This is a genomic window from Frigoribacterium sp. CFBP 8754, assembly GCF_014841815.1.
GTDB classification, from domain to species: domain Bacteria; phylum Actinomycetota; class Actinomycetes; order Actinomycetales; family Microbacteriaceae; genus Frigoribacterium; species Frigoribacterium endophyticum.
In genome coordinates this window covers 461,088-485,190 of sequence record NZ_JACYUO010000001.1, presented here as the reverse complement: position 1 = coordinate 485,190, position 24,103 = coordinate 461,088, and the positions used below count along the sequence as shown (strand labels likewise).

Genomic DNA, 24,103 nt, shown 5'->3' with positions numbered 1-24,103 from the left:
GGCTCAGGCGGGGGTCGCCACGTAGAGCTGGCCGCCCCCGGTCACCGCGAGACGGACCTCGTCGGGGGTCACGAAGGCCGACTCGCCCTGACGGAGGCGCATCGAGCCGTCCTGCCCCTTGACGACGACCTCGCCGTCGGTGACGAGGAGGATGCTCGGCCCGCCGATCTCGACGACCGCCCCCGCGCCTCCCGCGTGCACGCGGAGGAGGGCGAAGCCGACCCCGCCCGGCTCGAAGCGCTCGACGCCCGGCGCCGTCTCGACCGGCAGCAGCCGCGGCACGGGCAGCGGCTCGAACTCCAGCACGCGGAGCAGCTCGGGCACGTCGACGTGCTTCGGCGTGAGGCCGCCCCGGAGGACGTTGTCGGACGGGGCCATCAGCTCGACCCCGAGGCCGCGGAGGTACGCGTGGACGTTGCCGGCGGGCAGGAAGAGGGCCTCGCCGCGGCGCAGGGAGACGCGGTTGAGGAGGAGGGAGACGACCACGCCCGGGTCGCCCGGCCACCGCGCGGCGAGGTCGACGACCGTGGCGACGCTCGGGCTCGGGTCAGCGACCGAGGGGGCCAGCTCGCCCACGGCGGCCACGACCGCGCGCGACTCCTCGCTGCCGTCGAACAGCCAGACGAGGGTCGACTCCAGCGACGTCGCGACGCTGCCGCGCAGGGCGGCGAGTCGCCCCGTGCCCGCGTCCAGGGCGTCGACGTCGACGATCGTCTCGGCCGGGGTGCGGAAGCCGCAGAGCGCGTCGAAGGACTCGCTCAGGGCGACGATGATCTCCGGCTTCGGGAACGGGTCCTTGTAGTTGCGCGTCGGCGAGTCGATCGGCACCCCGGCCGCCTCCTCCGCCGCGAAGCCCGCCTCCGCCTGCTCGGGCGTCGGGTGCGCCTGGATCGACAGCGGCTCGTCGGCGGCGAGCACCTTGAGCAGGAACGGCAGCTCGTCACGGTCGCGGCCCAGGGCCCGGGCGGGCTCGGCCGCGAACCAGTCGGCCAGGGTGTCGGCGCCGTCGACGACGGCCGGGTTCACGACGACGCTCGGCGAGCCCGCGTGCGCCCCCAGCCAGAGCTCGGCCTCCGGGCGACCCGAGGGCGCGCGGCCGAGCAGCTCGGCGATCGCCGAGCGGGAGCCCCAGGCGTAGTCGCGGGGGGTGTTGGTGATGGCGAGGAACATGCGGAGACCTGCTTGTCGACGTGGGCTTGGGCCCCCTCTACAAAGGCGTGAGGACGACCGGGGGCGTGCGTTGGTCAAAACTACCAACCCCGTTGCCGCCCCTCGGAGCCGTGCCTAGGCTCGCGTCGTCCCGAGACGGTCGGGCCAGAGGGCCCGGCCGCACCGACACGATGCAACGGAGCAACGGATGTCATCAGCGACCCTCACCTCGTTCAGCACGCTCGCGAGCGACTTCTACGGCTACGAGGCCGGTCTCAGCGACCGGGAGAAGGCCGTCCTCGCCGACCTGCGCGCCTACCTCGACACCGAGGTGCGGCCGATCGTCAACGGCCACTGGGAGCGCGCGGAGTTCCCCCACGAGATCGTGAAGGGGCTCGCCGACCTCGGCATCTACGGGATGCCGTGGGAGGAGACGCGACCGTTCGAGAACTCGGCGGTCTTCCGGGGCTGGGTCGCGCTCGAGCTCGCCCGCTGCGACGCGTCGGTCGCGACGTTCTGCGGCGTGCAGAACGGCCTCGCGATGGGCTCGATCAGCGTCGGCGGCTCGCCGGAGCAGCGCGCCGAGTGGCTCCCCCGGCTCGCCAGCGGAGAGCTCGTCGGGGCGTTCGGCCTGACCGAGCCGCTGTCGGGCTCCGACTCGGCCCAGGGCCTCCGCACGGTCGCGACGCGGGACGGCGACGACTGGGTGCTGAACGGCTCGAAGCGCTGGATCGGCAACGCCACGTTCAGCGACGTGACGATCATCTGGGCGAAGAGCGCGGAGGACGGCCAGGTGAAGGGCTTCATCGTGCCCACCTCGACCCCCGGGTACACGGCGACGAAGATCGAGGGCAAGCAGAGCCTCCGGATCGTCCAGAACGCCGACATCACGCTGGAGGACGTCCGGGTGCCCGACAGCCTGCGGCTGCAGCAGGCGAACTCGTTCCGCGACACCGCCGCGGTGCTCCGGCTCACGCGGGCCGAGGTCGCCTGGGCGGCCGTCGGCAACATGATCGGCGCGTACGAGGCGGCCCTGGCCTACGCGGGCGAGCGCGTCCAGTTCGGCAAGCCCATCGCCCGCCACCAGCTCGTCCAGGACCTGCTGGTCAAGTGCATCGGGAACATCACCGCGTCCGTCGGCATGGTGGTGCGGGTGTCGCAGATGCTCGACGAGGGCGTCCAGCGCGACGAGCACGCCTCCCTCGCCAAGGCGTTCACGACCGCGCGCATGCGCGAGACCGTGGCCTGGGCCCGCGAGGTGCTCGGCGGCAACGGCATCGTGCTCGAGTACGACGTCGCCCGCTACTTCGCCGACGCGGAGGCGCTCTACAGCTACGAGGGCACGAGGGAGATGAACACCCTCATCGTCGGGCGGGCCATCACCGGCCAGGCCGCCTTCGTCTGAGCACCGGGAGGGCCGGCGACGCGACCCCGGTCGTCTAGCCTGGTGCCCATGACGTCGACGACCCCCGTGCGCCTCGACCCGTCGACTCCCCCGGCGCGCCGGAGCACGCTCTTCGCGACGCTCGTCTTCGTCGTCCTCTTCGGTGGCGACGTGCTGCGGAACGGCACCAGCTTCTGGGGCTGGGGGCTGGTCTGCGGCGCCATGGTGGTCGCCGCCGTGGTCGTCGTCGTGCGGCACCCGCCCCGGCTGCGGACCCTCCCGCGCCTCCTCGTCCTGTGGCTGGCCTTCGCGGTCGCGTCGATCGCGTGGTCGCAGTACCCAGCGGCCTCGGCCATCGGCATCGGCGCGACGCTGGCCACGACCGTCGGCGCGCTCGCCGTCACGGTGTCGCTCCCCTGGCCTCTCATCGTCACCGCCCTCGGCCGCGCCCTGCGGCTGCACGTCGTGCTCTCGCTCCTCTTCGAGGTCGTCGTCGGGGCGTTCGTGCGACAGCCCGTCTGCCCCGTCTACCTCGACTGCGCGGGGGGCGTGCCCGACGCGTTCTTCTGGTCGCGGGCCGAGCTCTTCACGGGCGGACGCATCCAGGGGCTGCAGGGCAACAGCAACATCCTCGCCGTCCTCGCGCTGCTCGCCCTCGTCGTGACCCTCGCGGAGGCCTCGTCGCGGACGATCAGCCGCAGCACCGCGCGCGTCGGGGTCGTCTCGGCCGTCGTCGCCCTGCTGCTCACGCGGTCGGCGACCGTCGCGGCCTGCGCGGTGGCCGTCGCCCTCGTGCTCGCGCTCGTGGTCGTCGTCCGCCGCACCGCGCCTCCTCGCCGCCCCCGCGTCTACGGCCTCGCCGGCCTGGCGGTCGTGGTCGCCGCCCTCGCCGTCGTGCTCGCCAGGGGCCCGCTGCTCGCCCTCGCGGGGCGCAGCGGCGACCTCACGGGCCGCACCGACATCTGGGCCGCCGTCGTCGACCTCGCCGTGCAGCACCCCGTCGTCGGCTGGGGCTGGGTCAGCTACTGGATCCCCATCGCCGAGCCGTTCCGCGATCTCGCCGAGCGCAACGGGGTCGTCTACCTGCAGGCCCACGACGCCTACCTCGACGTCTGGTTCCAGCTCGGCGCCGTCGGGCTCGTGCTCTTCCTGCTGGTCGTGGTGGGCGTCGCCCTGCGGGCGTGGTCGTGGGCCACCGACCGCCGCGTGCTCGGCGTCGGCCGCGTCGCGCCCTGGAGCGCGCTCGACGCGCTGCCCGTCCTGCTCCTGGCCGCGCTGCTCGTGCACGGCCTCACCGAGTCGCGCCTCATCGTCGAGTGGGGCTGGGCGGTCTTCGTCGTGCTGGTGGTCGTGACGCGCCGCGACGCCTACGGCTGGACGGACCGCGACCGGTGACCTCGTGGTCGGCCGAGCGCCCGCGGGACCCGCTGCGCCGCTACCTCTCGGCCTGGGTGGGGTTCTCGGCCGGGGGGCAGTTCTCGCAGGCCCTGTCGGTGGCCGTCGTGCTCTTCGCGACGACCACGCAGGCGATCCGGTCGGTGATGGGCTGGCCGGGTGCCCTGGCCGTCCTCGGCACCCTCCTCGTGCTCGCCGCGCTGTCGTTGTTCGGCGGCCGACGCCACATCGAGTGGCACGGGATCCTGCCCGTCTCCCTCATCGCCCTGTTCGGGTTCATGGCCGTGAGCGTGCTCTGGAGCGAGTACACCTGGGCGACGCTCGGGGGCGTCGCCTACGCCGCGGGCTTCGGCGCGCTCGGGCTCTACCTCGCCCTCGGCCGCGACCTGGTGCAGGTCGTGCGGGCGGTGGGCGACGCACTGCGCATCGTCCTCGTCACCTCGATGGCCCTCGAGATCTTCTCGGGCCTCCTGGTCGACCAGCCGATCACGTTCCTCGGCATCCGCGGCGACCTCGCGGCGGGCGGGCCGATCCAGGGGCTGGCCGGCACGCGCAACTACCTGGGCTTCCTCGCCGCGCTCGCGCTGGTGACCTTCGCCGTCGAGTTCCTCACCCGGTCGGTGCCGCGCTCCCAGGCCGTCGCCTCCGGCGTGCTCGCGGCCGCCACCCTGCTCTTCGCGCGGTCGCCCGTGGCGGCGCTGGCCGTGGTGGCGCTCGTGGTGGCGGGCCTCGCGCTGCAGGCCCTGCGCCGGGCTCCCGAGCGGAGGCGCCCGCTGCTGCAGGGAGTCGTCGCCGCCGTGGTCGTCGTCGGCGCGACCGTGGGCTGGGCGGTGCGCCGGTCGCTCCTCGGCAGCGTCGACGGCACCTCCGACGTGACGGCCCGGACGGCCCTGTGGGCCCGCATCCGCGACCTCGCGGGGGTGCACGACATCACCGGCTGGGGGTTCGTCGGCCAGTGGCCGTCCGAGATCTTCCCGTACTCGACGATCCTCGCCCCCGACGGGCGCCCCTCCCCGACCGGGCTCAACGCGTTCTTCGACATCTGGCTGCAGCTCGGGCTCGTCGGGGTGCTGCTGCTCGTCGTCGCGGGGTCGCTCGCCCTCGTGCGCAGCTGGACCACCGCCTCCGGCCACCCGATCGTCGCGTACGTGTGGCCGGCCCTGGTGCTCGTGCTCATCGGCGTCACGGCCCTCGCCGAGAGCTTCGTGCTCTTCGAGGGCACGCTGATGCTCTTCGTCGCCATCGCGACCATCGCGGCGCGGAAGCGGTCGTGGCGGTCGCGGCTCCCGCGGTAGGTGCGCTCCTGGCTCACGGGGTCGTCAGGACGGTGCCCGGCCTCCGCGCTCGACGGAGGACGACGATCAGGGCTCTCGGACCCAGGAGGGGCCCGGTCGACGGCCCCGCAGGCGCGCCACGGCCCGCTGAGCGCCCCACACCGTCACGCGGGCCATGGCCTCGACGACGATGGCCTGACTCATCTTCGACTCGCCGTGCTCGCGCTCCCGGAACTCGATCGGGACCTCGACGACCCGGCCTCCGCCGTCGAGCGTCCGCAGGGTCATGTCGACCTGGAAGCAGTAGCCCTTGGAGTCGATGGTCGAGAGGTCCATCGCGGAGAGGGCCGCGCGCGTGTAGACCCGGAAGCCCGCGGTGACGTCCTTGAGGGGCAGCCCGAGGACGAGACGGGCGTAGAGGTTCCCGCCGCGGCTGAGCACCTGACGCGAGAGCGGCCAGTTCACGACGGAGCCGCCGGGCACCCACCGCGAGCCGATCGCGAGGCTCGGGGTGCCGGGCTCGTCGCCCCGGACCGTGTCGATCATGGTCGGCAGCGCCTCCGGCGGGTGCGAACCGTCGGCGTCCATCTCGATGACGAAGTCGTAGCCGCGCTCCAGGCCCCAGGCGAAGCCCGCGACGTACGCGGAGCCGAGGCCCAGCTTGCCCGTCCGGTGCTGCACGTGGACCCGGGGGTCGGTCAGCGCCATCTCCTCCGCGAGGGCGCCCGTCCCGTCCGGGCTCCCGTCGTCGACGACCAGCACGTCGATCTCGGGCACGGCCGCGAAGAGACGGGCCAGGATGATCGGGAGGTTCTCGACCTCGTCGTACGTGGGCAGGACGACGAGGGCCTCGTGCCCCGGTCGTGCGGTGTTCGAGCTGGTCATGCGCGTGGTTCTTTCGTCGTGGGGCCCGATCGGGCCCCCTGAGCCTGGCAGCCGCACCTGCGGAGCTGCTCGGGACTGCGACCTCGTCGGGGCGGGAGGTCAGCCCCGGGCGATCTCGGGGTCGGAGCCTTCCGGCGGCAGGTGCCCGTTGGGCGTCCGGCGGCCCGGAGCGCCGTACCCCAGGTAGACGAGTCGGGACGACTCCCGCCGCGACCGCGTGATGCCGTCCAGGACGAGCCCGACGAGCCACGTGAGGAAGGCCAGGATCATCAGCGAGGCCGCGAGGAAGGCCGTCGGGAAGCGCGGCACGAGGCCGGTCTCACCGAACTCGACGAAGATCGGCACGGCCAGGAGCAGGCCGACGAGGGCGAACACGGCCCCGACGATCCCGTGGAAGGCCAGCGGTCGCTCGTGACGGATGAGGTGCGCGATCAGGGTCAGGATCTTGACGCCGTCCTTGACGGTGCTGAGCTTGCTCTCGCTGCCCTCTGGGCGGTCACGGAAGCCCACCTCCACCTCGGTCTGGGGCACGCGCAGGTTCATGCTGTGGACCGTGAGCTCCGTCTCGATCTCGAACTCCCGCGAGAGGGCGGGGAACGACTTGACGAAGCGACGGGAGAAGATGCGGTAGCCGCTGAGCATGTCCGTCACGGGCAGGCCGAAGAGACCGCTCACCAGGCGGTTGAAGGCCTTGTTGCCCGCCTCGTGGCCCGGACGGTAGGCGCTGCTCGACGGGTCGAGCTCGCGGCGGACCCCGAGGACGTGGTCGTAAGGGCCCTCGAGCAGGGTCTCGATCATCGCCGGAGCGTCGTCGACGTCGTAGGTGTCGTCGCCGTCGATGAGGAGGTAGACGTCGGCGTCGATGTCGCTGAACGCCCGTCGCACCACGTTTCCCTTGCCCTTGCGGTTCTCGTAGCGCACGACGGCGCCGGCGGCACGGGCCAGCTCGTCGGTGCCGTCCGAGCTGTTGTTGTCGTAGACGTACACCTGGATGCCGGGCACCGTGGCGCGGAGGTCGGTGACGACCTTGGCGACGGTGTGCGCCTCGTTGTGGCACGGCACGACGGCGGCGATGACGAGATCGTCTTGAGTCAAGATATGGTCCTTCGGTGCTGACAGCTCTCCGCTGCGGATCACGGGGGCCTTCGGCCCTCGGAGACGCTATCAGCTGCCCCGCTCATCGAAGGAAGGCTCCTCATGTCCCGCGCGTCCGACTTCCTCGTCGAGCACCTCCGTCGTGGGAGCAGCTTCCTCGTCATCGGCGGCGTCGGCTTCGTCGTCGACGCGCTCGTCTACAACGGCCTCGTCTTCTGGGGAGGCGCCGGTCCGCTCGCGTCCGCGCCCCTCCTGGCCAAGGTGCTCGCCATCGCGGTCGCCAGCGTGGTCACGTACGTCGGCAGCCGTTTCTGGACCTTCCGCGACCGGGGCGCGGGGCCGACCCGGCGGTCGTTCGGGGCCTTCGCCGTGGTCAACGTCGTGGCGATCCTGCTGCAGCTCGCCTGCCTGGGGTTCTCCCGGTACGTCCTCGGTCTCGACGGCCCCGTGGCCGACAACGTCTCGGGCACGCTCGTGGGGCAGGCCCTGGCGACCGGCTTCCGGTACGTCGCCTACGGTCGGTGGGTCTTCCCGCGCGCGGCGACGACCGAGAGCGCCGGGACGGCTCAGTCGACGCGGTAGAGCCAGAGGGGGGCGGACCCCTGCTCCTCGCGGTCGACCTCGACGGCACAGGGATCGTCGAGCCGGGACTCCGAGACGACGTAGTCGACGTGCTCCTGGGCGAACGCGCTGCAGGCGTCGAAGGTGACCTGGATCTGGTCACGGTAGGGGTTCGTCACCGTCGGCTCCCCGACGCCGGGGACCCAGGACACGTTCGCGAGGCGGTTCCACGCGTCCTCGTCACTCGCGTCGTCGTCGATCTCGTCCCACATCTCCTCGGGCGGCGCCGTCTGGACGCCGTTGTACGTGCTGACGCCGCTCTCGACCAGCACGGCGCCGGCCCAGAACGTGCCGATGCCGAGCCACTGCGCGTCCGGGTCCTGCGCGGCGACGGCCGCGACCTCGCGGCCCATGTCGGTCTCGGTCAGGTCGAACACGCCTCGGTAGAGGGGGTTCACCCCCAGCCCGACGACCAACGACGCGGCCAGGAACGCGCCAGCGCCCACCAGGGGAACCCGGCGCGACGCCGCGACCACGGCGACGACGAGGAGAGCCACCACGACGGTCCAGGCGGAGGACACCGAGAGCACCGTCGAGCCGGTCGCGCGGAGCACGGCCCAGACCACCGTCGACGGCGCGAGCACGACGAGACCGGCCAACACGGCCGTCGACCAGGTGCTCCTGGCACGCAGCGCGTCGAGCCGGGCGGTCGCGACCACCACCGAGACGAGGTTGAGCAGGTCGAAGGCGGACCGGACGCGAGCGACCGTGGTGCGGTCGAGCAGGAGGAGGTGGGCGAGAGCGTCCCAGTGGGGCACGAACAGGAACGCCAGCACGACCGCGTGCGCGACGACGACGGACAGGGCGACGGCGTCGATGCGGCGCTCCCGACGCCATCGCTCGGAGACGAGCCAGACGAGGACGACGGACATCGCCAGCCCGATCACGAGCGGCGCCGCGGTCTCGGACGCGTTGGGTCCGAGCGCTCCCGTCTCGCCGTCCTGCAGTGCTCGCTGGAACGGGCCGCTGAAGGCGGCCACGGCCCCGCCGAAGTCGATGGCGCCCGTGGCCTCGAGCCGCTGCCCGGGGTAGACCGTGCCGAGGAGCGCACGCACCGTGTCCAGCCTCGTCACGATCCACGCACCCAGCACGACCCCGGCGGCACCGACGGCGGCGAGCAGCGGCAGCAGGGCCCCCACCGACCGCCGGAGGCCCAGGCGGGCGTCGAGCAGCAGCCCGACGCCGACGACGACGACGACCACGGCCGCCGGCACGATGAACGGCACGTAGATGCTCATCGTCATCGTGACGGTGACGTAGGCGGTGACGGCCGCCGCCGCCCAGCGGACCCGCCGTCGCCCCGGGCGGAGGCACCACACGAGCGTGGTCAGGGCCGTCGCGGCCCAGGCGACGGGCCAGAGCGTGGTCGGCAGGAACCACCACTGGAGCAGCGGGGAGGCACCCAGCGCGGTGGCCAGGAAGGCCGCGGTGACGGGGCGTCGCGGCATCAGGGTCACGGCGAAGCCGTAGGCGGCGATCAACAGGGCCGCGAACGGGAGCCACCACCGGACGGCCATCCCCTGGTCGAGCGGCAGGACGAGGAAGCCCCACACGTGGGGGCGGAAGAGCGTGGACCAGTCCCACGACGGCAGGTCGTTCTGGACGGTGGCGTCCATGCCGCCCGGGAGCGTCTGGTTCACGGCGGGGAACCCCTGCTGCGCCTGTGACACGACCCAGCCCGACTGGACGAGCCATTCGTCGGTGCGGATCTTGCGAGGCACGCCAGCGATCAGGTCTGGGTCGGGACCTCGCCCGAAGAACTCCCAGAACGAGCCGGTCGAGCTGCCGGACACCCCGAGGACGACCAGGACCACGAAGACGACGAGGACGACAGCGGGGTACCCCAGGAGCACGAGAAGCGCCGGGGCGCCGGAGGGGCGGGGCGCGACGAGGCGCGACGACAGGACGGTGAGCCTGACGGCCGCCCCGAGGAACGCTCCATGAGGGCCGGTCTTCTCCGCCTGGTCGTGCATGTCCACTCGCTCCCCGTGTCGCTCGAGGGCGACTCCCCCGCCCGAGGCGCCGCCTCGACGATCGACAACCGTACCCCACGGGCGAGGGGCGGTCGGGTCCCCCGCCCCGCCCTGCAGGCCTAGTTCGAGCTCGGGATGCTGATGGCCCGGCAGCCGCCGAGGCTCGGGTTCTCACCACCGGAGGAGTCGATGGCGTACACGCAGAGCTCCTGGGTGCCCCCCGCGGGGTACGGCAGATCGATCTCGAAGCCGTGGGCGGCACCGGCGGACGGGTAGGCCCGTCCGACGTCGGGACGCGGACGGTCCGCCGTCAGCTGCGTCCCGCGCTTGGCGAGGTAGGCGTGCACCTGGATGGGCGCAGAGGTGTCGGGGTCGATGGCCCAGCCGGCGACCCTGACTCCCCCGGGGACGCCGTAGGCCACGTCGACCGAGCCGATCGGGACGGCGTTGGTCGGCGGCACCGTGACGGCCCGGCACCCGAGCAGGGCGTTGTCGTCCGAGCTGCCCACGTTGATGCCGTACGCGCACACGGTGTGGTCGCCGGGCGAAGCGCCGATCGACGCGGTCCACCCGTGTCGGTCGCCGTAGGCGGGGTACTTGCGCGCGATGTCGGGGCGCGACGCGTCCGCGGTCACGACCGTGGGCCGGCCGTCGACGTAGACGTGCGTGACGATCGGATCGACCGTGTCGCCGTCGAGGGCCCAGCCGGCCGCGGTGATGCGCCCGTCGCGCGACCCGGCGACCACGTCGAGCGAGCCCGTCGGTGCCCGGGACGGCACGTCGACCGTCCGGCAGGGGCCGACGAGGCTGTTGGAGCCCTGGGCGACGTTGATGCCGTAGACGCAGACGGTGTGCGGCCCGGCCGCCGCGGGCACCGTGCCGGCGTAGCCGTGGGCAGAGCCCGAGGCGGGCCAGGCGCGACCCACGTCCGGCCGGTCGCGGTCGGCGCGGAGGGAGCGGCCGACGCCGTCGACGTACACGTGCACGTCGAGCGGAGCCGAGGTCTCGAGGTCGATCGCCCAGCCCGAGACCTGGACGCCGCCCGGCGCTGCCCTCGCGACGTCGACGGCGCCGAAGGGCGACGCGGGCTTCACGTCGAGGGTGCGGCACGTCAGCTCGGTCGTGCTGGCGGACCCCAGCCCGACGGCGTACACGCAGACCTGCTGGAGCCCCGGCGCCGCGCGGAAGGTCGCGTCGTACCCGTGGGCCGAGCCGTTGGACGGGAACGCGCGGCCCACGTCGGGCCGGTCGCGGTCGGCGGCCAGGGGCGTCCCGACGGAGCCCACGTAGACGTGCACCTGGATCGACGAGCGCGACGACGGGTCGAGCGCCCACCCCCGCACGGAGACGGACTCGACGCCGGCGCTCAGGGCGTCGACCGCGCCGACGGCCTTCGTCGTGCCGGTCGGCGAGCCGAACCAGTTGTTGAAGTAGACCCAGAAGTTCCGGTTGCCGTACGCCGAGCAGGAGTCGCCCGTGCCGTTCAGCGACGCGAGCGCAGCGGCGTTCGGCGTGTACGGCGTGTAGTAGTACAGAGCCGCGGTGGCCTGGTTGCGGATGGCGACGGCCTTCGAGCCGCACGAGGCGTTCGGGTTGTACAGCACGTTCTTGGTGGTGCCGGGGGCGTACTGCGTGAAGTACTGGCTCGTGCCGGGCGGGTTGCCGTAGCGCTTGAACTGCCAGGCGGCGCGGTAGATCTGGTTGTAGACGCCCGCGTAGGTCGGGTCGCAGGCGCCGCCGACGTTGTCGGGGCAGGCGTACCCCATCGCACGCTCGAGACGCGCCGCCGACGGCGCCTTCGCCACCGACCCGCTGACCAGGCTCTGCTCCTTCTGCAGGGTCACGAGGATCACCTGCGGGTTGATGCCGCAGACGGCGCTGACCTTCGAGATGATCCTGGCGACGCTCTCGCCGGCGGCGCCCTGGTAGGAGGCGCACATCGGGTCGGCAGCGCGCGTCGACGTCGTCGTCTTGACGACGTTCAGGCAGTTGCCGTTGCTGCAGGAGCCGATCTGCTGGTCGAGGAACGACTGGATCTGCGCCTCCGACATGGCGCCGCCGTTGTAGAAGACGGAGTCGGCGACGATGTTGCCCGGGTCGAAGTCCGCCCCGGAGAGGGCCTGGGCCGGGCTCGACGGCACGGCCGTCGAGACACCGACGATGCCGGAGGCCAGCACGAGTGCGGCCGCGACCATGGCGATTGCTTTCTTCACGAGGAGCGCCTCCCTGGGGCGTTCGGGGGAAGGAACCGAACGGTGGCGGTGGTGCGACGCCGCCCCGCGGCCTGTCCCGGCGAGGCCCGATGGGTCTTCCGCAGGTCACGCTACTTCATGCCGTGTCCCCCGGACACCCCTCACTCGTGGGGCAGGGCGACCGTCCGGAGGAGCCGACCCTCGACCCGGCCGCGGTCGCGGGCCGTCCGACCGTCGAGGCGTCGGGCCCGGACGGCTCCCCGGATCGCCCGCGGCATCTCGGCGAGCAGCCGAGCCCACTGCCGGGCCGCGAGCTGGCGCGTCCCCCCGGGCAGGAGGTCCCGTGCACAGCGGAGGGCCGTCCTGGCGAGCACGCGGGCGACGACCCGGACCGAGCCGACGCGCACGACGACGACGAGCCGGTTCCGCATGCTCTGGTACCGGACGAGCTCACCGCTGCTGCTCGAGCTGCCCGCGTGGCGGTGGACCACGACGGCGGCCGGGGCCCAGCCGATGTCGTAGCCGGCGAGGCGGAGTCGCCACGACACGTCGACGTCCTCGTAGTACATGAAGAGGGACTCGTCGAACCCGCCTGCCTCGTCGAGGGCCGAGCGTCTCAGGAAGACGGCCCCGCCGGAGAACCCGAAGGGGTCGGGGCTGCCGTCGGCGCCCCCGTGGCCGTCCAGGGGCGTCAGCCACTCCCGGTCGGCTCCGTTGCCGTTCACGTCGACCTGCACGCCGGTGCCGTTCAGCAGCCGCTCGCCCGCTCCGTCGGCCGATCTCCGCCAGCGGCGGCCGTCGAGCCCCACCAGGTCGTCGACGGTGCCGGGACCTCGCGCGAGCTCGAAACGGCCCTCCAGGACGACGGTGGCCGCGACCGCAGCGGTCGACGGCCCCCGGCGGTCGAGCTCCGCGAGGCCCGCCCTGACGAAGCCGGGCTCCGCGACCGCGTCGTTGTTGAGGAGCACGACGACGTCGGCAGCCACGGCCTCGAGACCCCGTGCGACCCCGCCCGCGAAGCCGAGGTTCCGCTCGACGGGGACGACGTGGGCGGACGGGAACTCCGTCCGGTAGGCCTCGACCTGGCCTGCGGTCGCCTCGTTGACCACGAGGACCACCTCGACCTCACCGGCACGGACCTGGGCGGACAGCGAGCGGAGGCACCGACGGGTGAGCTCCGGCTGCCGCCAGTCGACGACGACGACGGTGGCGAGCATCCGGCCATTGTGGCAGGCCTCGGGGCTCCTCCGGGGACGTGGTTATAGTTGGGGCTGGCCACGGGCCGAACCGAACGTCGCCGACCACTGGGAGTTACCGCTTTGACCGTCACCACCACCGGCACCGTCTCGGTCGTCATCATCAACTACCGCGGCACCGACGACACCCTCGAGTGCGTCGCCCGCCTCAACGACGTCGACTGGCCCGCGAAGCAGCTCGAGATCGTCGTGGTCGAGAACGGCTCCGGTGACGACAGCGAGGAGCGGCTCCGTGCCGCCCTCGGCGACCAGGAGAACGTGACCCTGCTCGTGTCGTCCGAGAACCTCGGCTTCACCGGCGGGAGCAACCTGGGCGCCCGCAAGGCGACCGGTGACTTCGTCGCCTTCCTCAACAACGACGCCAAGCCGCACCGCGACTGGATCCGCGAGGGCATCGCCGCCTTCTCCGCCAGCCCCCGCATCGGCGCCGTGGCCAGCAAGGTCCTCGACTGGGACGGCAAGGCCATCGACTTCGTCGAGTCCGGCCTGTCCTGGTTCGGCATGGGCTACAAGAACCACACCAACGAGCTCGACGACGGACGGTTCGACGAGCAGCGCGACCTCCTCTTCGGCACCGGCTCGGCCCTGTTCGTGCGCCGTGCGCTCTTCCTCGACATCGGCGGCTTCGACGAGGACATGTTCATGTTCTACGACGACGTCGACCTCGGGTGGCGCCTCAACCTCTACGGCTACCGGGTCCGCTTCGCACCGGACTCGATCGTGTACCACAAGCACCACGGCTCGATGAAGAGCTTCGGCGAACACCGTGAGATGTACCTGCTCGAGCGCAACGCCCTCCACATGCTCTACAAGAACCTGTCCGAGGACAGCCTGGGGACCATCCTCCCGGCGGCCTTCGCCCTGCTCGCCCGTCGCGCCGTCGCGAAGGGGAAGCTCGACTCCGAGTCGTACGACCTCCGCCGCTTCGAGGGCGGTGCCGACGAGTTCGACGAGACGACCCCCGTCCACAAGGACACCGTCGCGGGCCTGTTCGCGCTCGACCAGTTCGTCGCCGACCTGCCCAAGCTGAAGAAGCGCCGCGACGAGATCCAGTCGCGCCGCGTCAAGACCGACAAGGAGGTGTTCCGGCTCTTCGGCAACATCTTCCACCCGCTCTTCGGCGACGACTACTTCCTCGACGGCTTCACGAAGATCCAGGACGCGTTCGGCGTCAACCGGCCGATGATGCGGAAGCGCGTCCTCGTCATCACGGGCGACGCGCTCGGCGAGAAGATGGCTGGCCCGGGCATGCGCGCCTGGAAGATCTCCGAGGCCCTCTCGGAGCACAACGACGTCCGTCTCGTCACCTGGAACGTCGCCAACCGCGCCTCCGACCAGTTCGAGGTCGAGCGGGTCCGCCTGCAGGACGAGAAGGCGATGAAGGTCCACGAGGAGTGGGCCGACGTCATCTTCTTCCAGGGCTTCGCCCTCCGCCACTTCCTCACGCTGCAGCGGTCGAACAAGGTCATGGTCGTCGACCTCTACGACCCCATGCACCTCGAGCAGCTCGAGCAGGGGCGAGAGATGGGCGACGCGGCCTGGCGCAACCAGGTGCTCGTCACGACGGAGGTCGTGAACGAGCAGCTCCAGCGGGGCGACTACTTCCTCTGCGCCTCCGAGAGGCAGCGCCTGTTCTGGATGGGCCAGCTGGCCGCGGTGGGGCGCATCAACCCCGACACCTACGCCGCCGACGAGAACCTGGGCGACCTGATCTCCATCGCTCCGTTCGGCATGGACAGCACGCCGCCCCAGCACACCCGCAAGGCGATCCGCGGCGTCGTGCCCGGCATCGGTGACGACGACAAGGTCGTCATCTGGGGCGGCGGGATCTACAACTGGTTCGACACGCCGACCCTCGTGCGGGCGATCGGCCTCCTGGCGGAGCGTCGTCCGAACGTGCGGCTGTTCTTCCTCGGCGTGGCGCACCCCAACCCGGACGTCCCCGAGATGGCGATCGTGTCCAAGACGCGGGAGATCTCCGAGCAGCTGGGCCTGACCGGCAAGAACGTCTTCTTCAACGAGGCCTGGGTGGCTCTCGACGACCGGCAGAACTACCTGCTCGAGGCGGACGCCGGGGTCAGCACCCACTTCGACCACATCGAGACGACGTTCTCGTTCCGCACGCGCATCCTCGACTACATGTGGGCGAACCTGCCCATCGTGACGACCAGGGGCGACAGCTTCGGCGACCTCGTGGCCGCCGAGGGCATGGGCGTGGCCGTGACCGAGCGCGACGTCGAGGGGCTCGCCGACGCCCTCGAGTCCATGCTCTTCGACGAGACCGCCATCGCGGCGGCTCGCGAGGCCGTCGCCCGGGTGCGCCAGGACTTCACCTGGGAGAAGGCGCTGGCTCCCCTGATCCAGTTCTGCCACGACCCGCACGTGGCCCCCGACCGTGCCCACGTCGCCGCCGACGCCGTACGCCACCAGGGCGGCGTCGTCGTCCCGTCCATCGAGAAGTCGCCGGAACAGCGCTTCCACGAGATCGCCAACAGCCGCCACGGCATCCGCCGCGACGTGCTCCTCGCTCGGCACTACCTCACCGCAGGCGGAGTCGGCGAGCTCCGGGGCAAGGTCACCACGCGCATCCAGACGATGCGCGACAGCAAGAACGGCCGCTGACGACCTCGGCCCTCGTCGACCTCCCACGGTCGCCGAGGTATAGTTCCGTGTTTTCCCGATGAGCGAGGTATCACCATGAGCAGCACCGTCAGCGAGAGGTTCGCGCGTCTGCGCGACGAGCCCATGGTCCCCGCCGGTCGTCCGGCCGGGGGCACCTGGGGCTCGGTCCGAGAGGTCTTCCAGCAGCGCCAGCTGCTCGACCTGCTGATCCGCCGAGACCTCAAGTCCCGGTACAAGGACAGCGCCCTGGGCTTCGCCTGGACCTTGATCCGCCCCCTGGTGCAGCTCGGCATCTACTGGCTGATCCTCGGCCAGATCCTCGGCTCGGCCCGGGCGATCCCCGAGTTCGCGATCTACATCTTCGCGGGGCTGACGCTCTACGGCCTCTTCAGCGAGATCGTCTCGGGCGCCACGGGGTCCGTCGTGGCCAACGCGGGGCTGCTGAAGAAGGTCTACGTGCCCCGGGAGATCTACCCGCTCTCCGCGGTGGGGGGTGCACTGTTCAACTTCTTCATCCAGCTCGTCATCCTGCTGCTGGCCACGCTCGCGTTCCAGTCGTTCCCGGCCACCACGGGCATCCTGTTCTTCTTCCCGGCGACCTTGATCATCCTGGTCTGGGGGACGGCCCTGGGCATCCTGCTCTCGGCGCTGAACGTCTACCTGCGTGACATGGCGTACCTCGTCGAGGTCCTGATGATGCTGCTGATGTGGGCCTCCCCCATCGTCTACTCGTGGCAGATGGTCTTCTCCCGCGCCACGGAGGGCCCGTGGGCCTGGGTGCTCCCGCTCTACACGAACAACCCCATCACCCTCGGGATCCTGGGCTTCCACCGCGCCTTCTGGACGGCTGGCGGACCGGACCAGTACCCCGACCACCTCCTCCTCCGCATGTGCATCGCGATCGTCGTCGGTCTCGTCGCACTGTTCTTCTGCCAGCGGGTCTTCGCCCGCCTGCAGGGCAACTTCGCCCAGGAGATCTGAGCTCCGAGCTCCGAGAAAGGCCCGACATGACCACGGACAACATCCTGGCGGTCGACGACGTCGAGTTCGCCGACGCCCCGACGGTCGTCAGCATCACGAACGTCTCCAAGCGATTCGTCATCCGCCGCGACAACTCGCTCAAGGAGCGCGTGGTGACGCTGGGGCGCGCTGGCCGTCGCCACAGCGAGGACTTCTGGGCGCTGAAGGACGTCTCTCTCGAGATCCCCGCCGGCACCACGATCGGGCTGCTCGGCCCGAACGGCTCGGGCAAGTCCACGTTGCTCAAGGTCATCGGCGGCATCCTCGAGCCGACCACCGGCGAAGTCTCCCGTCGTGGGCGCCTGGCCGCCCTCATCGAGCTCGGCGCGGGGTTCCACCCCGACCTCACCGGGCGCGAGAACGTCTTCCTGAACGCCGCGATCCTCGGCATCACGCAGGAGGAGGCGGAGGCGAAGTTCGACGACATCCTGCTGTTCAGCGGCATCGGCGACTTCATCGACACCCAGGTGAAGTTCTACTCGTCGGGCATGTACGTCCGGCTGGCCTTCGCCGTCGCCATCCACACCGACCCCGACGTCCTTCTGGTCGACGAGGTCCTGGCCGTCGGTGACGAGCAGTTCCAGAAGAAGTGCCTCGACAAGATCCGCGAGTTCCAGCAGGAGGGCCGCACGATCGTCCTCGTGAGCCACTCGCTCGGCCAGGTCCAGGAGCTCTGCGACAGCGCTGTGGTCCTCCACCACGGTGAGGTCATGTTCCAGGGCTCCGCACGGCACGCGGTGAAGAACTTCCGCGAGATCCTGGAAGGTCGCCGCGTCGCCGAGGCCGAGGCCGCCAACCCCGAGGAGGACGCGACCCCGGGCAAGGTCGAGCGCGTCGAGATCGCGTCGCCCGGTCGTGCTCCCGGGGAGGAACTGCGGCCCGGTGACGACCTGGTCATCAGGATGACCCTGTCGCACAGCACCCCGCTCCCGGAGTGGAACTCCGGCTTCAAGATCGAGAACCAGCACGGTCACCTCGTCTACGGGACGGACAGCCGGAAGATCGGCCTCGTCCATGAGCCGCTGCACGGCACGACGACCGTCGAGTACCGACTCAACGACCTGCAGTTCGGTGGCGGTCCCTACTTCATCCACTGCTTCCTCGCGAAGAAGTCCGGCGAGCACATCGCGATCCTGCGCGAGGCCGCCCGCTTCGTCATGACCGACGACGACCGCCATGCGGGCATGACGCGGGTGGCCACGGCCGGCCGCGAGCTCCACGCCTGATCTCGGTGGTCTCCGTCCTCCTCGACGCAACGTCGATCCCCGCGAGCCGGGGCGGCGTCGCGCGCTACATCGCCGGTCTCCTCCAGGGCCTGGACGAGGGCGGCACGGCACTCACGGTCGTCGTCAAGGGCGCCGACCGTGCATGGCTGTCGGAGAGGGCACCGGGGCACCGGTACGTCGTGGCGCCGGGGCTGGTCTCCGTGCGGCCCCTCCGTCTCCTCTGGGAGCAGCTCGGCCTCCCCGTGCTGGCTCGACGCCTCGACCTCGACCGCCTGCACTGCCCCCACTACACGTTCCCGCTCGTCTGGGCCGGGCGATCGGTGGTGACGCTCCACGACGCCACCTTCTTCAGCGACCCCGCGGCGCACGGCCGGCTCAAGCGGACCTTCTTCCGCACCTGGATCCGCCTGGCCCGTCGGTGGTCCCGGTCGACGCTGACACCCAGTCAGGCCACCGCGACGGAGATCTCCCGGTTCGTGCCCCGCGGGGTGCCCTCCGCCGTCGCGCCGCTGGGCGTCGACCGGGAGCTGTTCCACCGTCCCGACGCTGCCGAGCTCGGGGCCTTCCGGGCCGCCCACGGGCTCTCCCCGGACGACCGGTGGATCGCCTTCCTCGGCACCGTCGAGCCGCGCAAGTCGGTCCCCGCGCTCATCCGTGCCCACGAGCGGCTGCTGTCGACCCGCCCGGGGACACCGCCCCTGCTCGTCGCCGGCGGTCTCGGCTGGGACACGGAGGCCGTCGCGTCCCTGCGCTGCGCGGGTGACAGGCCGGAAGCCCCGCTGAGGTACCTGGGCTACCTCCCGCTCGAGCAGCTCGCGGCCTTCCTCGGGGGGTCCGTCGTGGTCGTGTACCCGAGCACCGGCGAGGGCTTCGGGCTGCCGGTGCTGGAGGCGATGGCCTCGGGAGGCGCGGTGCTGACGACGAGGCGGCTCGCCGTCCCCGAGGTGGCCGGGGACGCAGCGGCCTACACCGAGCCCGACGACGCGTCCATCGAGCGAGCGCTGGCGGCCCTCCTCGACGACGACGCCGAGAGGTCCCGGCTCGTGGCGGACGGGGAGCGGCGGTCCGCCGACTTCACCTGGCGTCGGTGTGCGGCGATCCACGAGACGGTGTACGCCGCATGAGCACGGACGTCGCGATCGTCACCGTGAGCTACAACTCCGGCCGCTACCTCGACGAGTTCCTCGCGTCCACGGCGGCGGCGAGCGCCTCGGGGCCCGTCACGGTCGTCGTGGCCGACAACGACTCCGACGACGTCGACGGCCTGGCATCGACGACGACGGCCCGTGGCGCCGAGTTCGTGGCGCTGGGCGAGAACCTGGGCTACGGAGGCGCGGTGAACGCAGCCGTGCGCCGGCTCCGCCCCGAGTGCCGCTGGATCCTGATCTCGAACCCCGACGTCGTGATGGAGCCGGGCAGCCTCGACGTCCTCGTCGCCGCCGCCGAGGGCGATGACTCCGTGGGCGCCGTCGGGCCGGCCATCATCGAGCCCGACGGCTCCGTCTACCCCTCCGCCAGGCGGGTGCCCTCGTTGCGCACCGGCCTCGGCCACGCGTTGCTCGCCAACGTCTGGCCTGACAATCCGTGGACCCGGGAGTACCATCTCGACGGCGCTCACGACGCGCGCAGGACGACCGGCTGGCTGTCCGGCGCGTGCCTCCTCGTCCGCCGGTCCGCGTTCGACGCCCTGGGGGGCTTCGACGACAGCTTCTTCATGTACTTCGAGGACGTCGATCTCGGGTACCGGCTCGGCCGCGCCGGCTGGACGAACGTCTACGAGCCCTCGGCACGTGTCATGCACGTCGGAGCCCACTCCACCCAGAACTCCTCCCGTCAGATGCGACTGGTGCACCACCGGAGCGCGTACCGCTTCCTCGCTGCGAAGTACCACGGATGGTACCTTTGGCCGCTGCGCGCCGCGCTCCGCGTCGCGTTGTCCGTCCGTGGGCGAGCCCGGTCTCCCCGACCGTGACCACATCGTCGCCCGTGCCCCCTGCTGACGCCACCCGTCCCCGTCTCGAAAGCACCGTTCCCCGATGACACTCGCCCTCACCCTGATGATCCGCGACGAAGCAGACATCCTCCCGGAGTGGCTCGCGTACCACGTCGCGCAGGGGGTCGACGTCCTGGTCGTCACCGACAACGGCTCCACCGACGGGACGAGGGAGATCCTCGAGGACTTCGCCCGCACCTCCTCGATCACCGTCGACCTGAGGCACGACCCGGTCCACCGCAAACAGCAGAGCGCGACGGTGACCACCATGGCCCGCGACGCCTACACCGTCCACGGAGCCGACTGGGTCGTGAACGCCGACGCCGACGAGTTCCTCGTCGCCCGTGACCGGAGCCTCACCCTCGGCGAGGTCTTCTCGCGCCTCGACCCCGCCGTGCGCGCGTTCGTCGTGCCCGTCGTGAACATGGTCGGGCCCCTGGCCGAGCGCGGGGGCGGTCTGCACCGTCTCGTGTGGCGCGACGAGCGGGACGCCGCCGAGCTGCACGCCATCGGCCTCATCTCGCACCCGAGCGGGAACGCCATCCACGTCGGCGACGCTGACGTGTCGGTGGTGCAGGGAAACCACCTCGTGACGCTCGCCCAGGGCGCCGTGCCCGACGAGGCGTTGGCCCTCGAGGTGCTGCACTTCCCGTGGCGGTCCTGGGAGCAGTACGCACACCGCGTGGAGATCGCGGGAGTGGCCTACGAGTCGAACCCCGACGTCCAGCCGAGCCCCAACCACCACGGCATGCGCGACTTCCGCCGCCTCCGTGCGGGCACCCTCAAGGCCTACTGGGCACTGCGGGGCGTGACGTCGGCCGAGGGAGCCGCGGGTCGGTTCACCCGCGACGACAGTCTCTCGACGATGCTCACCGAGATGGGCCTGTCGACCACGACGCCCGACCACCTGCTCGGCGAGTCCGAGGTCGAGGGCCTCAAGGGCGCAGGCCGCGGGCTGGTGGAGCGTGACGACGTGATCACGCGGCTCGAGGCCGTCGAGGCCGCCCAGGCGGAGAACGTGCGTCTGCTGGAAGCCACCATCGGTCGGGTGTCCGCCCGCGTCGCGGCGCTGGAGGGCCTCGCCAACGACCGCGAGCGGGCCCTGGCCGAGGTCCGGGCCCGTCGCGTCGTCCGCTACGCCGACGCGGTCGGAGACCGTGCCCGAGCGCTCAGGGACGCGCTCGGGCGCTGACGGCTGGGCCGGGCCAGGCGGGGCGGGGCTCGGCCGCGTCAGACCGTGGGCAGGAAGAGCTCGGCGTACTCGTGCGCGAGGGTCTCGGGGGCGGTCAGCCGCGCCGCCTCGCGGGCGGCTCGCCGGAGCGCCGGACCCTCGTCGCCCACACGCGCGACGGCGCCGCGCAGCGCAGCCACGCCGCTGCGTGGGCTGACCTCGTGTCCGTGGTGGTCTGCCGTCTCGTCGCCGGCACGTGCTGGCCAGAGCGGGAGCTGCCACGTCGGCTCGAGCGACCACGAGCCGCGCAGGGCGGGGCCGACCAGCAGGGGCCGACCGGCGGAGGCCGCGAGCACGGCCACCCCCGAGTTGAGCCCGGCGGCGTAGGGGACGACGAGGGCGTCGGCCCCGCTGAGCACGGGGGCGAGGTCGGCCTCCGCGACGCGACCGGGGACGAACGAGACGCCGTCGAGGTCGGAGAGCTCCGACACGAGATCCGACACCGCGAGGCCACCGCCCACTCGGCCGCGGATCTCGAGCGTGACGTCGACGCCCTCCGAGCGAGCGGCGTGGACGAGCTGGGCGAAGGGGACGATGCCCTTGTAGGGGCGGATCTCCCCGACGAGCAGCAGACGGACGGGCGTGCGGCCCGACGACGGGGACTCGTCAGCGACGCCGCCGACGTCGACCCCCGGGTAGCTCGGATGCGGCAGCACCCGGGTCGACGCCGGGGGGAGGCTGTACAGCGGCCGGACCACCTCCGCCGTCCGGGGGTTCATGACGTGCACGACGTCCACCTCGTCCGCGAGGCCCTGGTGCAGCGCGATCTCCGGCACGACGTGGTGGAGCTCGTGGGAGAGGACGTTGTGGACGGTCCACACGACGCGGACCCCGAGACGACGCAGCTCCCTGACCGTCTCGAGGAACACCCGGACCCGGCGCATGGACTCGACGACGTCCGGCACGGTCTGCGTGACCGGGGTCGACCAGCCCAGGTGCAGCGAGTCCGGCAGGAAGCCGCCGAGCTGAGCGCGGACGGATCCGACGTCGGACACGTCCGCCAGCCCGACGACCCGGTCTCCCCGGTCGACGAGCCCCTGGTGCACGGTCTCCTGCCAGGGGTTGTCCGCGTAGTACGGGAACACCGCCAGTGTCCGGACGGGGCGCTCGATCACGGGCGGGGCCGCAGGCGACGGACGATCCGACGCACCAACGTCCGGGGAGCCGACCGGGCACGGACGAGGTCCGCCTCCAGCTCGGCGACCCGCGCCTCGGCGGCCTCGAGCCGGACGACGACGGAGGTGAACTCCGCCGTCATCCGTCGGATGAGCTCACCCGTGTCGGGCACGTCTCGTCAGGACGCCAGCAGCGAGCGCAGGTAGACGCCGTAGCCGCTCTTCGCGAGCGGACCGGCGAGGTCGGCGAGCGCGGCGTCGTCGATCCACCCGTTGCGCCAGGCGATCTCCTCGATGCAGCCGATCTTGTGACCCTGGCGGTCCTCGATGACGCGGACGTACTCGGACGCCTGCATCATCGACTCGAAGGTGCCCGTGTCGAGCCAGGCGGTCCCGCGGTCGAGCACCTGCACCTGCAGCTCGCCGGCGTCGAGGTACCGCTCGTTCACCGTGGAGATCTCGAGCTCCCCGCGGGCGCTCGGCTCGATGGTCTTCGCGATCTCGACGACGCGGTTGTCGTAGAAGTAGAGCCCGGGGACGGCGTAGTTGCTCTTGGGGCTGGCCGGCTTCTCCTCGATGGAGACAGCGCGGAAGTCGTCGTCGAACTCGACGACCCCGTAGGCCTTCGGGTCGGCGACGTGGTACGCGAAGATGGTCGCGCCGTCGACGGCCGCGTTCTTGCTCAGGTTCGAGCCGAGGCCCACCCCGTGGAAGATGTTGTCGCCGAGCACCAGCGCGACGCTGTCGTCGCCGATGAACTCCTCGCCGATGACGAAGGCCTGGGCCAGCCCGTCGGGCGAGGGCTGCACGGCGTACTCGATCGTCATGCCCAGGTGGGACCCGTCGCCGAGCAGGGCCCGGAACTGGTCGTTGTACTCGGGCGTGGTGATGATGAGCACCTCGCGGATGCCCGCCATCATGAGCGTGGACAGCGGGTAGTACACCATGGGCTTGTCGTAGATCGGCATCAGCTGCTTCGAGATGCCCTTGGTGATGGGCCAGAGCCGCGTGCCGGAACCGCCGGCCAGGATGATGCCCTTCACGCGCGGGACTCCTTCGCGTCGAGGGAGGCGTAGTACTCGCGCATCGCGTCCCAGGTGGGCAGGAGGCCGGACGCGGCGGCCTCGGAGAGCCCGGGCGCCGCGGTGTCCTTCGGGGAGAGCAGCGCCTCCCCCGCCTCGGGCGGGAAGACGAGGCCGATCTCGGGGTCGAGGGGGTCGATGCCGTGCTCGCGGTCGGCCCGGAAGGTGTCGGTGACCAGGTAGCTCACCGTGGCGTCGTCGGTCAGCGCCACGAAGGCGTGCCCGAGACCCTCGGCGAGGTAGATGGCACGGCGGTCGACGTCGTCGAGCAGGACGCTGTCCCACTGCCCGAAGGTCGGAGAGCCCACGCGGATGTCGACGACGTAGTCGAGCACGGCCCCGTGGGTGGCGGTCACGTACTTGGCCTGACCGAGCGGCACGTCGGCGAAGTGGATCCCCCGGACGACGCCCTTCCTCGACACCGAGGTGTTCGCCTGCCGGAGGTCGACGGAGTGCCCGACGACCTCGGCGAGACGGTCGAACCGGTACCACTCGAGGAACACGCCCCGGTCGTCGCCGAACTGCTTCGGCGTGATCTCGTAGCTGTCAGGGATCTTCAGTTCGCGGATCTGCACCCCGGCAGAGTACCA

General features: G+C 71.6%; 20 protein-coding genes. 10 read left to right on the top strand and 10 right to left on the bottom strand.

The genetic code is table 11. The annotated features are described in order from the left end of the window. Positions 1–3 precede the first annotated feature (3 nt). The gene (manA, locus tag IFT72_RS02250) at positions 4–1,170 is read right to left on the bottom strand and encodes a mannose-6-phosphate isomerase, class I (RefSeq protein WP_192045457.1); all 1,167 of its coding nucleotides are present in this window, start codon (positions 1,168–1,170) and stop codon (positions 4–6) included. 187 nt (positions 1,171–1,357) lie between these two features. On the opposite strand from manA, the gene IFT72_RS02245 reads away from it, so the two are divergent. The 3 genes from IFT72_RS02245 to IFT72_RS02235 are packed head-to-tail and all read left to right on the top strand — an operon-like array spanning position 1,358 to position 5,223. Next, complete coding sequence (locus IFT72_RS02245) at positions 1,358–2,554, top strand: acyl-CoA dehydrogenase family protein (protein WP_056053381.1); 1,197 nt, start codon at positions 1,358–1,360, stop codon at positions 2,552–2,554. 48 nt (positions 2,555–2,602) lie between these two features. Further along, the gene (locus tag IFT72_RS02240; protein ID WP_192045456.1) at positions 2,603–3,928 is read left to right on the top strand and encodes an O-antigen ligase family protein; all 1,326 of its coding nucleotides are present in this window, start codon (positions 2,603–2,605) and stop codon (positions 3,926–3,928) included. Next, a complete protein-coding gene (locus IFT72_RS02235; protein WP_192045455.1) occupies positions 3,925–5,223 on the top strand; it encodes an O-antigen ligase family protein in 1,299 nt (432 codons plus the stop codon). The genes IFT72_RS02240 and IFT72_RS02235 overlap by 4 nt, the downstream gene beginning before the upstream one ends. 66 nt (positions 5,224–5,289) lie before the next feature. Here the strand turns inward: IFT72_RS02235 and IFT72_RS02230 are convergent, their stop codons facing one another. Both IFT72_RS02230 and IFT72_RS02225 read right to left on the bottom strand, forming a co-directional pair. Beyond that, positions 5,290–6,087, bottom strand: a complete 798-nt coding sequence (locus tag IFT72_RS02230) for a polyprenol monophosphomannose synthase (RefSeq protein ID WP_192045454.1) — start codon at positions 6,085–6,087, stop codon at positions 5,290–5,292. Between the two features lie 99 nt (positions 6,088–6,186). Further along, complete coding sequence (locus tag IFT72_RS02225; protein WP_192045453.1) at positions 6,187–7,182, bottom strand: glycosyltransferase; 996 nt, start codon at positions 7,180–7,182, stop codon at positions 6,187–6,189. 102 nt (positions 7,183–7,284) lie between these two features. Between IFT72_RS02225 and IFT72_RS02220 the strand changes: the two genes are divergently transcribed. Continuing rightward, positions 7,285–7,764 (top strand): GtrA family protein, encoded by a 480-nt coding sequence (locus IFT72_RS02220; RefSeq protein WP_192045452.1) that lies wholly within the window; start codon positions 7,285–7,287, stop codon positions 7,762–7,764. Here the strand turns inward: IFT72_RS02220 and IFT72_RS02215 are convergent. The 3 genes from IFT72_RS02215 to IFT72_RS02205 form a co-directional block, all read right to left on the bottom strand. Beyond that, positions 7,749–9,776 (bottom strand): hypothetical protein, encoded by a 2,028-nt coding sequence (locus IFT72_RS02215; RefSeq protein WP_192045451.1) that lies wholly within the window; start codon positions 9,774–9,776, stop codon positions 7,749–7,751. The two genes, IFT72_RS02220 and IFT72_RS02215, sit on opposite strands and share 16 nt — an antisense overlap. 119 nt (positions 9,777–9,895) lie before the next feature. Then, positions 9,896–11,989 carry a hypothetical protein gene (locus IFT72_RS02210; protein ID WP_192045450.1) on the bottom strand — a complete coding sequence of 698 codons (2,094 nt, stop codon included), beginning with the start codon at positions 11,987–11,989 and terminating at the stop codon, positions 9,896–9,898. A 140-nt stretch (positions 11,990–12,129) separates the two neighbouring features. Then, positions 12,130–13,185: a glycosyltransferase gene (locus tag IFT72_RS02205; RefSeq protein WP_192045449.1), complete on the bottom strand. Its 1,056-nt coding sequence runs from the start codon at positions 13,183–13,185 to the stop codon at positions 12,130–12,132. A gap of 102 nt (positions 13,186–13,287) precedes the next feature. Here IFT72_RS02205 and IFT72_RS02200 point away from each other — a divergent pair, with 102 nt between their 5' ends. The 6 genes from IFT72_RS02200 to IFT72_RS02175 all read left to right on the top strand — a co-directional run bounded on the left by IFT72_RS02200 (position 13,288) and on the right by IFT72_RS02175 (position 21,277). Continuing rightward, a complete protein-coding gene (locus IFT72_RS02200) occupies positions 13,288–15,846 on the top strand; it encodes a glycosyltransferase (RefSeq protein WP_192045448.1) in 2,559 nt (852 codons plus the stop codon). Between the two features lie 75 nt (positions 15,847–15,921). Then, complete coding sequence (locus IFT72_RS02195; RefSeq protein ID WP_192045447.1) at positions 15,922–16,827, top strand: ABC transporter permease; 906 nt, start codon at positions 15,922–15,924, stop codon at positions 16,825–16,827. Positions 16,828–16,853: 26 nt separating this feature from the next. Continuing rightward, positions 16,854–18,092 carry an ABC transporter ATP-binding protein gene (locus IFT72_RS02190; RefSeq protein ID WP_192045446.1) on the top strand — a complete coding sequence of 413 codons (1,239 nt, stop codon included), beginning with the start codon at positions 16,854–16,856 and terminating at the stop codon, positions 18,090–18,092. Positions 18,093–18,097: 5 nt separating this feature from the next. Further along, on the top strand, positions 18,098–19,216 hold the full coding sequence (locus IFT72_RS02185; protein ID WP_197981057.1) for a glycosyltransferase family 1 protein: 1,119 nt from the start codon (positions 18,098–18,100) through the stop codon (positions 19,214–19,216). Beyond that, the gene (locus IFT72_RS02180; protein ID WP_192045445.1) at positions 19,213–20,064 is read left to right on the top strand and encodes a glycosyltransferase family 2 protein; all 852 of its coding nucleotides are present in this window, start codon (positions 19,213–19,215) and stop codon (positions 20,062–20,064) included. Before IFT72_RS02185 ends, IFT72_RS02180 begins: the two co-directional genes overlap by 4 nt. A 64-nt stretch (positions 20,065–20,128) precedes the next feature. Continuing rightward, complete coding sequence (locus IFT72_RS02175; RefSeq protein WP_192045444.1) at positions 20,129–21,277, top strand: glycosyltransferase family 2 protein; 1,149 nt, start codon at positions 20,129–20,131, stop codon at positions 21,275–21,277. Between the two features lie 38 nt (positions 21,278–21,315). Here IFT72_RS02175 and IFT72_RS02170 read toward each other — a convergent pair whose 3' ends face one another. Genes IFT72_RS02170 through IFT72_RS02155 form a run of 4 tightly spaced genes read right to left on the bottom strand, consistent with a single transcriptional unit; the run spans position 21,316 to position 24,088 of the window. Next, on the bottom strand, positions 21,316–22,431 hold the full coding sequence (locus IFT72_RS02170; protein WP_192045443.1) for a hypothetical protein: 1,116 nt from the start codon (positions 22,429–22,431) through the stop codon (positions 21,316–21,318). Further along, positions 22,428–22,604, bottom strand: coding sequence for a hypothetical protein (locus tag IFT72_RS02165; RefSeq protein ID WP_192045442.1), 177 nt, complete (start codon positions 22,602–22,604; stop codon positions 22,428–22,430). Before IFT72_RS02165 ends, IFT72_RS02170 begins: the two co-directional genes overlap by 4 nt. Before the next feature lie 6 nt (positions 22,605–22,610). After that, a complete protein-coding gene (gene rfbA / locus IFT72_RS02160; RefSeq protein ID WP_192045441.1) occupies positions 22,611–23,474 on the bottom strand; it encodes a glucose-1-phosphate thymidylyltransferase RfbA in 864 nt (287 codons plus the stop codon). Beyond that, positions 23,471–24,088, bottom strand: coding sequence for a dTDP-4-dehydrorhamnose 3,5-epimerase family protein (locus IFT72_RS02155; protein WP_192045440.1), 618 nt, complete (start codon positions 24,086–24,088; stop codon positions 23,471–23,473). Before IFT72_RS02155 ends, rfbA begins: the two co-directional genes overlap by 4 nt. Positions 24,089–24,103 lie beyond the last annotated feature (15 nt).

What these genes read in the sequence shown, in the direction of transcription:
- IFT72_RS02205 (WP_192045449.1), bottom strand. Translation starts at nt 13,185, where the DNA reads ATGCTCGCCACCGTCGTCGTCGTCGACTGGCGGCAGCCGGAGCTCACC.
- IFT72_RS02230 (WP_192045454.1), bottom strand. Translation starts at nt 6,087, where the DNA reads ATGACCAGCTCGAACACCGCACGACCGGGGCACGAGGCCCTCGTCGTC.
- IFT72_RS02175 (WP_192045444.1), top strand. Translation starts at nt 20,129, where the DNA reads ATGACACTCGCCCTCACCCTGATGATCCGCGACGAAGCAGACATCCTC.
- IFT72_RS02240 (WP_192045456.1), top strand. Translation starts at nt 2,603, where the DNA reads ATGACGTCGACGACCCCCGTGCGCCTCGACCCGTCGACTCCCCCGGCG.
- IFT72_RS02215 (WP_192045451.1), bottom strand. Translation starts at nt 9,776, where the DNA reads ATGCACGACCAGGCGGAGAAGACCGGCCCTCATGGAGCGTTCCTCGGG.
- IFT72_RS02195 (WP_192045447.1), top strand. Translation starts at nt 15,922, where the DNA reads ATGAGCAGCACCGTCAGCGAGAGGTTCGCGCGTCTGCGCGACGAGCCC.
- manA (WP_192045457.1), bottom strand. Translation starts at nt 1,170, where the DNA reads ATGTTCCTCGCCATCACCAACACCCCCCGCGACTACGCCTGGGGCTCC.
- IFT72_RS02220 (WP_192045452.1), top strand. Translation starts at nt 7,285, where the DNA reads ATGTCCCGCGCGTCCGACTTCCTCGTCGAGCACCTCCGTCGTGGGAGC.
- IFT72_RS02180 (WP_192045445.1), top strand. Translation starts at nt 19,213, where the DNA reads ATGAGCACGGACGTCGCGATCGTCACCGTGAGCTACAACTCCGGCCGC.
- IFT72_RS02245 (WP_056053381.1), top strand. Translation starts at nt 1,358, where the DNA reads ATGTCATCAGCGACCCTCACCTCGTTCAGCACGCTCGCGAGCGACTTC.
- IFT72_RS02190 (WP_192045446.1), top strand. Translation starts at nt 16,854, where the DNA reads ATGACCACGGACAACATCCTGGCGGTCGACGACGTCGAGTTCGCCGAC.